The sequence below is a fragment of the Streptococcus dysgalactiae subsp. dysgalactiae genome (genome assembly GCF_900459225.1).
In the GTDB taxonomy this organism is placed as follows: domain Bacteria; phylum Bacillota; class Bacilli; order Lactobacillales; family Streptococcaceae; genus Streptococcus; species Streptococcus dysgalactiae.
Genome location: NZ_UHFH01000003.1, coordinates 1,097,658 through 1,113,225, shown reverse-complemented (window position 1 = coordinate 1,113,225; position 15,568 = coordinate 1,097,658). Strand labels below are relative to the sequence as shown.

At 38.2% G+C, this 15,568-nt stretch carries 15 protein-coding genes and 1 pseudogene; 12 read left to right on the top strand and 4 right to left on the bottom strand.

The annotated features are described in order from the left end of the window. Positions 1 to 106 precede the first annotated feature (106 nt). Complete coding sequence (locus DYD17_RS05900) at positions 107 to 1,183, top strand: aspartate-semialdehyde dehydrogenase (protein ID WP_003050878.1); 1,077 nt, start codon at positions 107 to 109, stop codon at positions 1,181 to 1,183. Between the two features lie 139 nt (positions 1,184 to 1,322). Then, positions 1,323 to 1,661, top strand: coding sequence for an ATP cone domain-containing protein (locus DYD17_RS05895; RefSeq protein ID WP_003050875.1), 339 nt, complete (start codon positions 1,323 to 1,325; stop codon positions 1,659 to 1,661). A 60-nt stretch (positions 1,662 to 1,721) separates the two neighbouring features. Here the strand turns inward: DYD17_RS05895 and DYD17_RS05890 are convergent, their stop codons facing one another. Continuing rightward, complete coding sequence (locus tag DYD17_RS05890; protein ID WP_115253256.1) at positions 1,722 to 2,987, bottom strand: aminotransferase-like domain-containing protein; 1,266 nt, start codon at positions 2,985 to 2,987, stop codon at positions 1,722 to 1,724. Between the two features lie 89 nt (positions 2,988 to 3,076). Here DYD17_RS05890 and DYD17_RS11150 point away from each other — a divergent pair, with 89 nt between their 5' ends. The 5 genes from DYD17_RS11150 to DYD17_RS05865 all read left to right on the top strand — a co-directional run bounded on the left by DYD17_RS11150 (position 3,077) and on the right by DYD17_RS05865 (position 6,711). After that, a complete protein-coding gene (locus DYD17_RS11150; protein WP_226313972.1) occupies positions 3,077 to 3,283 on the top strand; it encodes a hypothetical protein in 207 nt (68 codons plus the stop codon). 88 nt (positions 3,284 to 3,371) lie between these two features. After that, positions 3,372 to 3,611: a carbohydrate kinase family protein gene (locus DYD17_RS11145; RefSeq protein WP_226319053.1), complete on the top strand. Its 240-nt coding sequence runs from the start codon at positions 3,372 to 3,374 to the stop codon at positions 3,609 to 3,611. Between the two features lie 434 nt (positions 3,612 to 4,045). Then, positions 4,046 to 5,590, top strand: coding sequence for an ABC-F family ATP-binding cassette domain-containing protein (locus tag DYD17_RS05880; RefSeq protein ID WP_174221695.1), 1,545 nt, complete (start codon positions 4,046 to 4,048; stop codon positions 5,588 to 5,590). A 328-nt stretch (positions 5,591 to 5,918) separates the two neighbouring features. Then, the gene (locus DYD17_RS05875; protein WP_003050866.1) at positions 5,919 to 6,125 is read left to right on the top strand and encodes a CsbD family protein; all 207 of its coding nucleotides are present in this window, start codon (positions 5,919 to 5,921) and stop codon (positions 6,123 to 6,125) included. A gap of 136 nt (positions 6,126 to 6,261) precedes the next feature. Continuing rightward, entirely contained in the window at positions 6,262 to 6,711 is a 450-nt protein-coding gene (locus DYD17_RS05865) for a hypothetical protein (RefSeq protein ID WP_003050862.1), read from the top strand. 40 nt (positions 6,712 to 6,751) lie between these two features. Here the strand turns inward: DYD17_RS05865 and DYD17_RS05860 are convergent, their stop codons facing one another. The 3 genes from DYD17_RS05860 to DYD17_RS05850 all read right to left on the bottom strand — a co-directional run bounded on the left by DYD17_RS05860 (position 6,752) and on the right by DYD17_RS05850 (position 8,868). Further along, positions 6,752 to 7,663, bottom strand: a complete 912-nt coding sequence (locus DYD17_RS05860; RefSeq protein ID WP_003050859.1) for a diacylglycerol/lipid kinase family protein — start codon at positions 7,661 to 7,663, stop codon at positions 6,752 to 6,754. 117 nt (positions 7,664 to 7,780) lie between these two features. Continuing rightward, positions 7,781 to 8,431, bottom strand: a complete 651-nt coding sequence (gene trhA / locus DYD17_RS05855; protein WP_115252889.1) for a PAQR family membrane homeostasis protein TrhA — start codon at positions 8,429 to 8,431, stop codon at positions 7,781 to 7,783. After that, on the bottom strand, positions 8,428 to 8,868 hold the full coding sequence (locus DYD17_RS05850) for a DUF1836 domain-containing protein (protein ID WP_003050852.1): 441 nt from the start codon (positions 8,866 to 8,868) through the stop codon (positions 8,428 to 8,430). Before DYD17_RS05850 ends, trhA begins: the two co-directional genes overlap by 4 nt. A 656-nt stretch (positions 8,869 to 9,524) precedes the next feature. Here DYD17_RS05850 and ylqF point away from each other — a divergent pair. The 5 genes and pseudogenes from ylqF to DYD17_RS05820 all read left to right on the top strand — a co-directional run bounded on the left by ylqF (position 9,525) and on the right by DYD17_RS05820 (position 15,565). Then, positions 9,525 to 10,373, top strand: a complete 849-nt coding sequence (gene ylqF, locus DYD17_RS05845; protein WP_115252888.1) for a ribosome biogenesis GTPase YlqF — start codon at positions 9,525 to 9,527, stop codon at positions 10,371 to 10,373. Continuing rightward, positions 10,363 to 11,133 carry a ribonuclease HII gene (locus DYD17_RS05840; RefSeq protein ID WP_003050743.1) on the top strand — a complete coding sequence of 257 codons (771 nt, stop codon included), beginning with the start codon at positions 10,363 to 10,365 and terminating at the stop codon, positions 11,131 to 11,133. The genes ylqF and DYD17_RS05840 overlap by 11 nt, the downstream gene beginning before the upstream one ends. Positions 11,134 to 11,239: 106 nt before the next feature. Further along, positions 11,240 to 12,082, top strand: a complete 843-nt coding sequence (dprA, locus tag DYD17_RS05835) for a DNA-processing protein DprA (protein ID WP_003050741.1) — start codon at positions 11,240 to 11,242, stop codon at positions 12,080 to 12,082. Between the two features lie 100 nt (positions 12,083 to 12,182). Next, on the top strand, positions 12,183 to 14,300 hold the full coding sequence (topA, locus tag DYD17_RS05830) for a type I DNA topoisomerase (protein WP_115252887.1): 2,118 nt from the start codon (positions 12,183 to 12,185) through the stop codon (positions 14,298 to 14,300). A gap of 116 nt (positions 14,301 to 14,416) precedes the next feature. Next, positions 14,417 to 15,565, top strand: a pseudogene (locus DYD17_RS05820) (IS3 family transposase). The last annotated feature ends 3 nt before the right edge of the window (positions 15,566 to 15,568 follow it).

Sequence of the window (15,568 nt, the reverse complement as noted above, 5' to 3'; positions counted from 1 at the left end):
ATCCTTTTTTTGTGCTTTTCTTTTAAAATAAAATAAGCTATAATAGGTCTATTATAAATTTTAGAAAAATAAGTCTGATAAAGACTTCAATGTAAGAGGTGATTGTATGGGCTATACTGTAGCTATTGTGGGAGCAACAGGAGCTGTTGGCCACCAAATGATTAAGATGTTAGAAGAATCCGATCTCCCTATTTCAAAACTCAAACTTCTGGCATCAACACGTTCTGTAGGTAAGACGTTACCATTCAAGGGGCTAGAGATTCCAATTGAAGAAACAAATGAAATAGCCTTTGATGGGATTGACCTTGCTCTATTCTCAGCAGGAGGTAGCGTCTCAGAGAGATTTGTACCTTATGCGCTTCAAGCAGGTGCAGTAGTTATTGATAATACCTCCCATTTTCGCCAACATCCAGAAGTTCCTTTAGTCGTTCCAGAAGTCAATGCAGAAGCTCTCAATCATCATAAAGGTATTGTGGCCTGTCCTAATTGTTCAACCATCCAAATGATGATTGCACTTGAACCCATTCGCCAACGGTGGGGGATAGAACGCATCATCGTATCAACTTATCAAGCTGTTTCAGGAGCTGGTCAGTCCGCTATTGCAGAGATGCTTTCTCAATATGAACAAATCCTTCATCAAGGCAAAACTCCAAAGGAAGTAATAGCAGCAATTTTACCTTCAGCTGGAGATAAAAAACATTACCCTATTGCTTTTAACGCTCTGCCTCAAATTGACCTCTTCACAGAAAATGATTACACTTATGAAGAAATGAAGATGACCATGGAAACCAAGAAAATTATGGCAGATCCTACAATCAAAGTCTCTGCCACTTGTGTTCGTATCCCAGTCTTATCCGCTCACTCTGAATCTGTTTATATCGAAACAAAAGTGCCAGCTCCAATTGATCACGTCAAAGAGGCCATTCATCAGTTCCCCGGAGCGGTTCTGCAAGATGATGTGAGTCAGCAACTCTATCCTCAGGCTGTTAATGCCGTAGGTAGCCGGGCTACCTTTGTTGGTCGTATTCGTAAAGACCTCGACATTGATAATGGGCTTCATCTCTGGGTGGTCTCGGATAATTTATTAAAAGGTGCTGCTTGGAATGCAGTTCAAATTGCAGAAAGTCTGCATAAGAAAGGGTTAATCGTCCCAAGTGATTTAGGTGTTTTCCCTTTACATTAAGTTTTTTTCATTTGATGAATAAAAAAAGATAGGCAAGAAACCTTGCTATATCGCTAGTTTGAGTGCTATGACTTGACAAATCGTGAAAACATTTGCATAATGTAAGTAGAGATGAAAACTAATGAAAAGAGGCGCTCTTATGCAAATTATTAAGCGTGATGGTCAAGTCGCTGAATTTGATCCTGATAAAATTTATCAAGCGATTATCAAAGCAGCAAGAACGGTATATGTTATCGATGATACCTGGCGACAAAATCTTGCTCAAGTTACTAAAAAGGTCGTCATTGATTTAGAAGAAGTGCACGCTGAACGCCCTACTATCAACATGATTCAATCCCTCGTTGAAAATCGTTTGATGGATGCAGGTTATATCACCATTGCAGAACATTACATTTCTTATCGCCTACAGCGCGATCTTGAGCGTAATGGTTATGGTGATAACATTATTGTCCACTTACGTTTTGAGCAAACAAAATAAACTCAAATCCCCCAAAGAACAGCCTTTGGGGGATTTTTAGTATCTTGTTAAAAATAGCTCTTACAAGAAGTTGCTGAGAGTGTCAAAAAATAACCTTAACTGATGTAGGGTGTTTTGATGAATAGTCATTATCAGATAACGACTGTTACCACTTATGAGAAAAGAACTCTTTCCAGAAAGCAACTCGTGAGGGAGAGTAGGAAAGTTATCAGTATTGATAATGAGATGGGTTGGAGTCAAACGATATTGCTTCTTCAATAGGTGAGTCGTTAGAACTGTGTCTAAACCATCTTCCCTTTCCTTTAGCAAACGCTTGATGTGCTTGAGATTTTTATAAAACATGCCATTTTCCAAATAGAGTGATAAGGCTTTTTGCATCAACAAGTTGGTATCCAAATCAATCATTGATTTTTGAGTCAGAAACTGTGACTTTAAAGTTTGGGGTAAAACGAGTGTAGCGATTCTAAGTGCCGGAAAAACACTCATGGAAAATGACTTGAGGTAAATCACACGCTGATGGGTATCATAATAGTGAAGCGGAGGTTCCTTTGCTTTAACAAAGTCACCTAGGTAGTCATCTTCTAAAATATAGACATGGTATTGTTCTGCCAAGCGAACAATAGCTTCTTTCTCTTTGGTCGTATAAGAAAGCCCTAAAGGATTTGAAAAGCGTGAGATAGTATAAAAAAACTTAATCTCTCCAGACTGAAAAAGGGATTCTAGTGCCCCTAAATCCAGCCCATTAAACCCTCGATTAATGGTTTGATAGGGTACTCCCAAATGATTAAGAAGAGATTCCATACGATGATAAGTTGGCTTTTCAATAAGAATGGTCTGCCCAGCAGTTGGGAAAGGCATTTGCGATAATATATAGAGAGCCTGCTGTGTCCCAGAAGTAATAAGGAGTTGCTCTTTGCAGCTATAAATACTATTATCTGCCAGATAGGGCACCAAAGCATCTCGTAAATCGTCTAGCCCTTCGGCCTTGTGGTAGTAGTGAAAGAGATAAGAATCTCTAGCTTCCAGAGCTTCATTGAGGCAAAGCCGAAAGTCTTCGTAAGCAATGTTGTTATAGTCCTCGAGACTTAAATCGACAGCAATATCTTCTTCAGACACTTTTCCTAGAACATAATAACCACTTTTTGGCACCGCATAAATGAGGTGTCTATATTTTAGTTCCAATAGAGCACGTTGCACAGTGTCTTTGTTGCACCGATAATGGTCACTTAATTGCCGGATGGAAGGGAGTTTATCTCCTTTTTTTAATGCTTGCGTTTGGATAGCTTGGTCCAAATCTGAAATAATGGTTTGGTATTTGCTTGTCATAGTTTTCCCCATACAGTTAATCGTTAACTCTATTGTACCGAATACCTCTTTTCCTTACAATAGTTACTAAGGAAAAGAGGTATGTGAGTATGAAACGTATTATGGCGGCCAACGACTTAGTTGGCATAGGAAAAGTAGGACTATCAGCCAGCATTCCTGTGATGGCAGCCTGTTGCATGGAGCAAGCCTTATTTACCGACCTGTCTCTTATCGGGGCATACAGGTGGGGGAAACAAGCCTGTGAAATGGAGAACTTCAGATTTAGTGAAGGCTTTTTTAACAAAGTGAAGAGATAGAGGCGCTGATTGTCATGCCATAGTTATAGGTTATCTTAGCCAAACAGAAGATGATGAGAAGATTTTGGATTTTCTGTCGCAATAACAAATGCCTCTGATTCTTGATCCTATTATGGCGGATCAGGGAAAACTTTACACTGGCTTCACAAGTCAACATGTAGCTGTGATGACTCAACTGGCAGGCCAAGCGGACTTGTTAATACTTAAAGTGAGCGAAACTTGCCTGTTAACGCAAACTCCCTATTTAGGCAAACATTACAGTGAAGAGAATATGAAACAATTAGCCATAAAATTAGCCGCTCTTGGACCTCGGCATATTTGTCATTAGTGGAATCTCTTTCCAAGAAGGAGAGACTGGTTTTGCTTGCTATTAATCGTCTAAAGTTCACTTAAGCTATTATTTTGGAACCCGGTCTCCTCAACAATTTTATGGGACAGGAGATATCGTTTCAGCTATTATAGCGTCTGGTTTTTGTTATGAATTGCCTATGAAAGATGTTCTTAACCTTGCTATTTCCTTTATCGAAAAAGCTTTGCAAACGACTCTTATACTAAACTTTTGGAATTGCCTACGAACCGCATCTAGCCTATCTTAACACATCATTTCAACAATTAATGCAGGATTACCTTACGAAGACTATCAGGACATAAAGTAATTGCTCAACTATTCCTTCATTGACAAAAAGTTACAATTTTGCCATAATTGAATAAATGTAGAAAGCCGTTTTAACGGCTTTTTTGATGATAATTAAGGAAGAAGTCATGAGTATTTTAGAAGTGAAACAACTTAGTCACGGTTTTGGTGACCGTGCTATTTTTGAAAATGTATCTTTCCGTCTTCTCAAGGGAGAACATATTGGTTTGGTTGGGGCAAATGGCGAAGGCAAGTCAACCTTCATGAGTATTGTTACTGGTCACCTCCAGCCAGATGAAGGAAAAATTGAATGGTCTAAATATGTCACAGCAGGGTACTTGGATCAACACACAGTGCTTGAAGCTGGGCAAACCGTTCGAGATGTCCTGCGAACAGCTTTTGATGAGTTATTTAAGACCGAAGAGCGCATCAATGCCATTTACCTTTCAATGGCAGATGAAGGAGCAGATGTTGATGCCTTGATGGAAGAAGTCGGCGAGCTGCAAGATCGTCTGGAAAGCCGCGACTTCTATACCTTGGATGCTAAAATTGATGAAGTGGCACGTGCCTTAGGGGTGATGGATTTTGGGATGGAATCTGATGTCACTGCTCTATCAGGTGGTCAACGAACTAAAATCTTATTGGCTAAGCTATTGCTGGAAAAACCAGATATTCTTTTATTGGATGAGCCAACAAACTACCTCGATGCAGAACATATTGAGTGGCTCAAGCGCTACTTGCAAAACTATGAGAATGCCTTTGTTTTAATTTCGCATGATATTCCTTTCTTGAACGATGTGATTAACATTGTTTATCATGTTGAAAATCAAGATTTGGTTCGCTACACTGGTGATTATGATCAGTTCCAAGCGGTCTATGATATGAAAAAATCCCAGTTAGAAGCAGCCTATGAACGCCAACAAAAGGAAATTGCGGACTTGCAAGACTTTGTTAATCGTAATAAAGCTAGAGTAGCAACGCGTAATATGGCCATGTCTCGCCAGAAGAAACTGGATAAAATGGATTTGATTGAGCTTCAAGCAGAAAAACCAAAACCAAGTTTTGACTTTAAGGAAGCAAGAACTCCAAGCCGTTTTATTTTCCAAGCTAAAAATCTTGTGATTGGTTATGACCGTCCTTTAACCAAAGAGCCTTTGACCCTTAACTTTGAGCGCAATCAAAAAATTGCTATTATTGGGGCCAACGGTATCGGAAAATCTACCCTCCTCAAGAGCCTATTAGGAATTATTCAACCGTTAGAAGGGGAGGTTGAAACAGGAGACTTCTTAGAAGTTGGATATTTTGAACAAGAAGTAGCAGGTGGTAACCGTCAAACACCTTTAGAAGCTGTTTGGGATGCCTTTCCAGCTTTGAATCAGGCTGAGGTACGAGCAGCTCTTGCCCGTTGTGGTCTGACATCAAAACATATCGAAAGCCAAATCCAAGTGCTTTCTGGTGGCGAACAAGCTAAGGTACGCTTCTGTTTACTCATGAATCGTGAGAATAATGTACTTATTTTGGACGAGCCAACCAACCATTTAGACGTGGATGCTAAAGAAGAACTCAAACGTGCTCTGAAAGCTTATAAAGGATCCATTTTAATGGTCTGCCACGAACCTGACTTTTACGACGGTTGGGTCACCGATGTTTGGGATTTCAATCAGTTAACATAAGTAGATTTCCAAGACCTCAAAAGGTCTTGGATTTTTTAATAGTAGGCAAAATCTGGGAACTATTATGAAAAGCTAGTTAACGTCAACCAATCAAAATTTTTGACGAGATACCTTACTCATGATATAATGACAATATAGATTAATAAATGTGTTGTCACTTTTTAAAGTAAGATGATATATGACTTTAGTATCTATTTTACAAAGCATATGATTGAGTCTTATTTTATTGAAAATACAAAAATAATTGGTGTAGTCACTTTGGTAACCATTCATTAATCCTTTTAGATAAGACCATGTGGTGACTCATCAATTGAAAGGACGTGTAACGATGTCAGAAGAAAAATTTGATGCTAAACGAGACCAAATCTCAGGAAAAATTAAAGAAACTGTAGGTCATCTAAGAGATGATAAATCCTTGGAGGCAGAGGGTAAAGCTGAACATACTAAAGGGAAGCTTGCAGAAGTGCTTGATGATGCTAAAGATAGCCTCAAAGGATTTGTTGATCATTTATCAGGAAAAGATAAAAAGGAGTAATTCGCTTCATGAAAAAACGAAATATTAAATTTACGGAAGTCTTACAACTTGTTTTATTGGTCGTTCCAGCTGTCAAACTGGCAAAAAAAATTATTAACGACAGTAAAACTCCAACTAACAGAAAGTAGGTCAGCCAATGGCTAAGAAAAATCATGGCGTCTTTTTAGGATTATTGTTAGGTTCAGCGGCAGCAACGATTGCTTACTTGAGCCTTTCATCTTCTAAAAAAGACCAATTGTTAAAAGAGAGTGCTAAGAAGATTGAAGATCTTAATACTTACTTGCATGATAAAAGTAAAAAAGTACTAGACACGGTTTCCGAAAAAGTCCAAGAATCCAAAGATGCTGTTGAAGTATATGGTGGGATTGCGGCAGAAACGGTTGAAGAAAAATGGCAAGATACGAAAGATGCTGTTGAAGTTTATGGCGGTATTGCCGCAGAAACGGTTGAGGACTCATTAGAACAGGCTAAAGAAAAGGTAGAAGGATTTAGTGAAACAACTAGTCACATTATCCAATCTAAAGTGAACCAACTCAAAAGCGATAAGACAGATACTGAAGACGATTCAGAAAAAACCAAAAGTTAACCTTTTAGATAAGACAAAAAAGTGCCTTACGGCACTTTTTTTAATTGTCGTTAGGAACGATAATGGAAACTGCTTTTGGAATTAGGTCTAACTGAATAGGAAGATAGTCACTCTTATCTCCATCAATTCGGGAACGAGGAGAAATAGTTTGTTTCTGATGTTGAGGTTGAAGGGTTAGACTATTGGTTTGGAAATGACTAATTTCTTCTGCCTTGGAGAAATCGCCTTGTCTGAAATCATTAATGTGCCATAAGAATTTAAAGAAGGAGACTTTTTTCATGGTGTAGACTTGGAAGTAGCCGTCGTCAGCTTGTGCTCCTGGGGAGAAGGAAGGAAAACCAGCTATGGTATTAGTCATGGTAATTAATAAAAATTTTGTTTTTAAATGAATATGATGATTGTGGCTAACCAATGAGATATGATAGCTGCGATTTCGTCTCAGTATTCGAATACTATCTTTCAAAAAGGCTAAAGGACCAAACCGTCTTTTCTCATCAGCCGTTACATCTGCAGCAATATCAGCTAGTAACCCAAGCGTCAAACTAGAAATCATGTAATGATGATTGGCTTTGCAAATGTCAACCTTCTTCACTTGACCAGATAAAATAGTATCTAAGGCCTCAGAAGTTTGTAAGGGAGCATGGAGAGCCTTCGCAAAATTATTAACCGTTCCTGACGGGACTAAGCCAATTAAACAGTGAGCTCCTCCCTCATAGACACCACCGATAATTTTATTAAGCGTACCATCTCCTCCCAAAGGAATGACGAGGTCGATATGATCTTTGGCAGCTTGTTTCGCTAGGAGGAAAGCTTGGTCTGCATCTTTAGGGGTAATCACTTCAACATCTTTTTCGGAAAACCCATGATGAAGAAAATAGTCTCTAACGTCACTGGCAAGCTGATCTTCTTTTTTTCCAGAATTGGGATTGTAAAAAATACGAACAGTTTTCATGAGGTCTCTACTTTCTAATCACTTATTAATTGTTAACCATTATACCATTTCTCTTAAGGAATGTCCCTATAAAAAAGGCATAGGAAACTCTGTTTGACTCTTATCAGACCACCTATTTTAAAGCATAAAGAAGGTGATGGCAATAAATTGAAGGGTTGAGGCCAATAAGATGAAAAGATGCCAAATCATGTGAAAGTAAGGTCTTTTTTTGGCATAAAAAGCCGCACCAATGGTGTAAGCTAAGCCTCCTAGTAGCATAAGGAGGCCAAAAGTAAGGTTTGTTTTCTGAATGATAACAGGTAAGACAAAAATAACAAGCCAACCCATGACAATATAAAGGATAAGGCTAAATTTTTCATTAATGCGTTTAGCAAAAATTTTGTATAAAATACCAAAAAGTGTGATTCCCCACTGTAGAACAATAATCACATAACCTAGCCAACCGGAAACAAGAGACAGGGCAACTGGTGTATAACTCCCTGCAATAGCAATGTAAATCATGCTGTGATCAATAATACGTAAAATGTATTTATGCAGAGAACCATAGGCCATAGAATGGTAAATCGTAGAAGATAGAAACATCAGAAAAAGACTAATAACAAAGATGGAGATTCCAACAGCTGCCTTGATGTCATAGGTTTGGTAAGCGTAACTAGCCGAAACAGGAAGTAAGATTAGCATAGCCAATGCCCCAATAGCATGTGTCACACTGTTAGCTACTTCCTCGTTAAAGGACAACGGAAGACTTTGTTTAAAGGTTTGGTTCATTGTGTCACCTCCTGTGATAAATAAATAGTTTTGTGGTAATCTTTGACCGTTTGACAGGCAACCTGCACAATCTGCGGAACGTCTTCCTCAATGGGAACTTGCTGATTCCAACAGGACACAAAGGTGTTGTAAAGTCTTTCCGAATCAGCTTCTGACTGTAATTTTTGCAATACTCGACTAATATCTTGAATAGGAAATACCGTTTTAAACAAACTGATGGCAATTAAGCGCGCTAGTTGTTGCTTTTGGTATTTTTTCTTGATAGGTTTAGCCACGTAACCATGTTTAACGTAATTATTAATCATTGATGCCGTTAACGATTTATTATCTGACACCATAGAAAAATCCGTGCATTGATTGACGTACAATAGAACTTGATCTAAATAAAGGTCTAAATCAGGAAGGTCTTGCCAATAAGGTAATGATGGGAAAATCATTTGTCACCCTTCTATCTAGTTTTGATAACTAGATTATATGATTAATAAAAACTAATTGCAAGTGTAAACTGTCGGTGATAGACAATTATCACTTTCTGTTTAGATTTTTTACTATTTCAAAACATAGCTCCTACGAAAATTAGAGAATAAACCATTGTTTCTAAGCCATTTTACAATCTTCAATTTTACAACAAAAAGCTTCGAACAGATGCTGAAAGGATCCTCTAAGCTTTTTGTATATTAATCTGAGTCTTAGAACAATAGTTTACAATAATCTTTCTTGAAGGGAAACATGAGATTATAAAACATGTATAACGAGATGATTAACTCAATTCATAAATCAGTTTTTATTTTTTAAAAGGCTTTTGAAAACGGCTAAGATAGAACAGAAGTCGGGAAAATCACAAAAATCATGATATAATATAAAGCGGTCAAATTTTCTTTGTCTGATTTTAGAGAAAAAAGAGTAGTCTAAAATCAATTTAGTCATTAAGCTATATAAATGGCTGTTTTTCTTTCTCTTAAGAAAGAAACTAAAGAAGTGTTGATAACCAACTGACTTTGTGACTGCAAAATTTTGGCTCTTATTTGGTCCCCAATTGAAAACTAGTAAGTGTTATGTATAAAAACCTTGCTACGAAAGGAATGATAAACTTATGGCAATGATTCAATGGTTTCCTGGGCACATGTCCAAGGCCAGAAGACAGGTTCAGGAAAATTTAAAGCATGTTGACTTTGTAACTATTTTAGTGGATGCACGCTTGCCACTTTCTAGTCAAAATCCCATGCTCACCAAAATTGTTGGTGATAAACCTAAATTAATGATTTTAAATAAAGCTGACTTGGCAGATGCAACTCGAACTAAAGAGTGGAAAGCCTACTATAAAAGTCAAGGCATTAAAACACTAGCCATCAATTCTAAAGAACAATCAACAGTTAAAAAAGTAACAGAGGCAGCCAAGGAACTCATGGCTGATAAAATTCAGCGCCTACGTAATCGTGGTATTCAAAAAGAAACCTTACGAACCATGATTATTGGCATTCCAAATGCTGGCAAATCTACCTTGATGAATCGCTTGGCTGGTAAGAAAATTGCTGTGGTTGGTAATAAACCTGGTGTGACCAAAGGGCAACAATGGTTGAAGTCCAATAAGGAATTGGAAATTCTAGATACCCCTGGTATTTTATGGCCAAAATTTGAAGACGAATTGGTTGGCTTAAAATTAGCTTTAACAGGTGCTATCAAGGACCAATTACTGCCAATGGATGAGGTTACTATTTTTGGTTTGAATTACTTTAAAACACATTATCCTAGTCGCCTTACTAAGCGTTTTAAGAATATTCCTCTTGAGGAAGAAGCTCCTGAAATCATTATGACCTTGACACGCCAACTGGGATTTAAAGATGATTACGACCGTTTCTACACTTTATTCGTTAAGGAAGTTCGTGATGGTAAATTAGGTCAATACACCTTAGATCAGGTGGGAGATATGGATGTCGACTAGTATTAAAGCCATCAAAGAAAGCCTGGAAGCTGTTACTACCCTCTCAGACCCCCTCTTTCAAGAATTGGCAACTGACGCTAGGTTAGGCGTCCAAAAAGCGCTAAAAAGTCGACAAAAGGCTATTCAGACCGACTTAGCAGAGGAAGAACGATTAGAAGCCATGCTTTCTTATGAAAAAGCGCTTTATAAAGAAGGCTACCAAGCCATTGCAGGTATTGATGAGGTGGGACGTGGCCCCCTAGCAGGTCCCGTTGTCGCAGCTTGTGTCATCTTACCTCAACATTTCAAAATTAAAGGTCTGAATGATTCTAAAAAAATCCCTAAAGCTAAACATGAGACCATTTATCAGGCAGTGAAAGAAAAGGCTTTGGCTATCGGTATCGGTATTATTGATAATCAGCTGATTGATGAGGTTAATATTTATGAAGCAACCAAACTAGCTATGCTAGAAGCTATTAAACAGTTGGAGGGCCAACTCACACAGCCAGATTATCTCTTGATTGATGCCATGACATTGGATATTGCCATTCCACAACAGTCTATTATTAAAGGCGATGCCAATTCCTTGTCTATTGCAGCAGCATCAATTGTAGCTAAGGTCACCAGAGATCAGATGATGGCTAACTATGATCGCATTTTTCCTGGTTATGGCTTTGCTAAAAATGCAGGCTATGGCACCAAAGAACATTTAGACGGTTTGCGGACACACGGGATAACACCGATTCATCGCAAGAGTTTTGAACCAATCAAGTCCATGTAATCCTTATTAAAGCTTACTAACTAATTCTAATAACCTTTAAAAAGTTCTGCAGATTGCAGACTTTTTTTCTTTATTTTTCGAATAAAAGAAGTAGGGAGGTAACTTAGTGAATCATTTTGAACTTTATAAGCTAAAGAAGGCTGGACTGACTAATAAAAATATTCTCAATATTCTTGACTACCAAAAACAACAGGAAAAATACTTATCGCTTCAAGACATGGCCGTTGTTTCCTGTTGTAAGCACCCGTCTCACTTTATAGAAACCTATAAGCAGTTAGATATCCAAAAGTTAAAAATGGAATTTAAACAATTCCCTAGTATTTCTATCCTAGATAAACATTACCCAATGGCTTTGAAAGAAATATATAATCCGCCCGTCCTCTTGTTTTTTCAAGGCAATTTAGACCTTCTTGATAAACCTAAATTAGCCATTGTGGGCTCAAGGCGCTCAAGCGATACTGGAGTAAAGTCTGTCCGTAAAATTCTTAAAGAACTCGGGAACCGTTTTGTGATTGTTAGCGGACTTGCTCGAGGTATTGACACTAGTGCACATTTAGCCTGCCTTAAAAATGGAGGACAAACCATTGCGGTGATAGGAACAGGATTAGACCGTTTTTACCCTAAAGAAAATCGAGAATTACAAACATTCTTAGGAAGGAAACACCTTATCTTGACGGAATATGGTCCAGGAGAAGAACCACTATCGTATCACTTTCCGGAACGCAATCGTATTATTGCAGGGCTTAGTCGAGGTATTCTTGTCGTTGAAGCAAAAAATCGCTCAGGTTCCTTGATTACTTGTCAAATTGGGACAGAAGAGGGGCGAGATATTTTTGCTGTTCCAGGGAACATTTTGGACGGCGAATCCGAAGGTTGTTTACAGCTTATAAAAGAGGGAGCAACCTGCGTCACATCAGGGATGGACATCCTTTCCGAATATCAAAAATAACAAAGTTTCTTCCTATATAGCATTTTTTTATTGACAGTTCCTTAAAAATGGGATATTATGCTATAAGCTTTAAGCAAACTGTTATAGGAAGTGTGTCGAATTGGGAACAAAAACTACAACTAAGCCGAAAACGGGGACTAAAAAGAAATCAGCAGCAAAGAAAAATCTTGTTATTGTTGAATCACCTGCAAAAGCTAAGACTATTGAAAAATATCTTGGACGCAGTTACAAAGTTGTCGCTTCAGTAGGGCATATTCGTGACTTAAAAAAATCCTCTATGTCTATTGATTTTGATAATAATTATGAGCCACAATACATTAATATCCGTGGTAAGGGCCCCCTTATCAACTCTTTGAAAAAAGAAGCCAAAGCTGCTAAAAAAGTTTACTTGGCAAGTGACCCGGACCGTGAGGGAGAGGCTATTTCTTGGCATTTGTCACATATTCTAGGACTCGATCCTGAAGATAAAAACCGAGTGGTTTTCAATGAAATTACCAAAGATGCGGTGAAAAATGCTTTTGTGGAACCTCGTCAAATTGATATGAACCTGGTGGATTCTCAACAAGCTCGTCGTGTCTTAGACCGTATTGTAGGTTACTCCATCTCACCTATTCTTTGGAAAAAGGTCAAAAAAGGCCTTTCAGCAGGACGTGTCCAGTCGGTTGCTCTAAAATTAATTATTGACCGAGAAAATGAAATCAAAGCCTTTGTTCCAGAAGAATACTGGTCTATTGATGGCCTCTTCAAAAAAGGAACCAAAAAGTTTCAAGCAAGTTTTTACGGTCTTGATGGCAAGAAGATGAAACTTTCCAACAATGATGACGTTAAAGCAGTTCTTGCTAAATTAAAAGGTGATGATTTCTTGGTTAGTAAGGTTGAGAAAAAAGAGCGCCGTCGAAATGCCCCATTACCTTATACGACCTCTTCTCTACAACAAGACGCTGCTAATAAAATCAATTTCAGAACGCGTAAAACCATGATGGTAGCCCAACAATTGTATGAGGGGATTCATTTAGGAGAAAATGGAACTCAAGGTTTAATTACCTATATGCGTACCGATTCTACACGGATTAGTCCTGTAGCGCAAAATGATGCTGCCCAATTTATCAATAATCGTTTTGGAGCTAATTATTCTAAACATGGAAATCGTGTCAAAAATACCAGTGGTGCCCAAGATGCTCACGAAGCTATTCGTCCATCTAGCGTCAATCATACACCGGAAGCTATTGCCAAATACCTTAACAAGGATCAGTTAAAACTTTATACTCTGATTTGGAATCGTTTTGTGGCTAGCCAAATGACAGCAGCTGTTTTTGACACCGTAAAGGTGAACTTGGAGCAAAATGGCATGCTTTTTGTTGCCAATGGCAGCCAAATGAAATTCGATGGGTATATGGCTGTTTACAATGACTCGGATAAAAACAAAATGTTACCTGAAATGGAAGAAGGGGAAACCGTTAAAAAGGTATCAACTTCTCCAGAACAGCACTTCACGCAACCTCCGGCTCGCTACTCTGAAGCAACTCTGATTAAAACTTTAGAAGAAAATGGGGTCGGTCGACCATCAACTTATGCCCCAACCTTAGAAGTGATTCAACGCAGGTACTATGTTAAATTATCTGCTAAGCGCTTTGAGCCAACTGAGCTTGGGGAAATTGTCAACAAGCTTATTGTCGAATTTTTCCCAGATATTGTTGATGTTGCCTTTACTGCCGAGATGGAAGGTAAGCTAGATCAAGTGGAAATCGGCGAAGAAGAATGGCAACATGTCATCGATCAATTCTATCAACCCTTTGTCAAAGAATTGAATAAGGCTGAGTCTGAAATTGAAAAGATTCAAATCAAAGATGAACCAGCTGGTTTTGACTGTGATGTTTGTGGCCACCCAATGGTCATTAAGCTAGGACGTTTTGGGAAATTTTACGCGTGCAGCAACTTCCCTGAGTGTCGTAATACAAAAGCCATCACTAAAGAAATCGGTGTTACCTGTCCAATTTGTCATAAGGGACAAGTCATTGAACGAAAAACTAAGCGCAATCGGATTTTTTATGGTTGTGATCGCTACCCAGAATGTGACTTCACTTCTTGGGATTTACCAGTTGGACGTGACTGTCCTAAGTCTGGTGACTATCTGGTTGAAAAGAAAGTACGTGGTGGCGGCAAACAAGTGGTTTGTAGTAATGAAACGTGTGATTACAAAGAAGAAAAAATCAAATAAAAAAAGAATTGGAACTTGAACTGCACCCCAAAAGTTAAACAATAAATCTAACTTTTGGGGTGAACTTGGTATAATAAAGTAGACACAAAATTAAGTGGAAACGAGGAAAAGTCATTATGCCAAGAAAAACCTTTGATAAAGCCTTCAAACTCTCTGCTGTAAAACTCATCCTTGAGGAAGAGCAGTCTGTAAAAATGGTTAGTTCAACTTTAGAAATTCATCCCAATAGTCTTTATCGATGGGTTCAAGAATATGAAAAATATGGAGAAAGTGCGTTCCCAGGACACGGGAGCGCACTTCATCATGCTCAATTTGAGATAAAAAAACTTGAAAAAGAGAATAAACTGCTACAGAAGGAATTAGCTCTTCTAAAAAAGTTCCAGGTCTTCTTGAAGCCAAACCGGAAATAAAATTTCGGTTTCTGAAGGAAAATAGTGTTAGCTTGACTATTCATCACGCCTATCAAACTCTTCAAGTTTCCCGTTCAGGTTTCTATGCTTATTTAAAACGTCGTCCATCTTCAAGGCATGTTGAGAATGAAGCTTTGAAGGAAATGATTAAAGCCATTTTCTATGAACATAAAGAGCGTTACGGAAGTGTACGAATTACCCAAGAACTTTGTAGACGTGGCATGCATGTCAATCATAAACGTGTTGGTAGACTCCTTCATCAGTTAGGTCTCTATGCTAAAGGAAGTCGATATAACTATAAATACTATAACCGTCGATGTTCTTCATTAACTCGTCCCAATCTTGTTAATCAATGTTTCCAAGCGACTGGTAAGAATAAATTATGGCTAGGAGACTTAACCTATATCCCTACACAAGAAAGAATACTTTATTTATCTGTCTTTATAGACGTTTATAGTAGAAAGATTGTTGGTTGGGCAATTGGCCGACGTAAGCAAGACAAGTTGGTAACAGAGGCTTTCAATCAAGCTTATGATAGAGAAAAGCCTAAAGAAGGGGTAATCGTCCATACAGATCAGGGGTCTCAATATACCGGGGGCACGATTTCAGGTCCTACTTAGACGGAAAAAATGGAAGTCCAGTATGAGTCGAAAAGGTAATCCATACGATAATGCACTCATGGAAGCCTTTTATAAAACATTAAAAAGAGAGCTTGTCAATGATGCTCATTTCGCAACTATTGAGCAAGCTCAGCTTGAGATTTTTAAATATATTGAGACTTACTATAACCCTAAAAGTCTGCATTCAGCTTTAGGGTATCTCTCACCTGTAGAATTTGAAAAAAATAGTTACTAATTA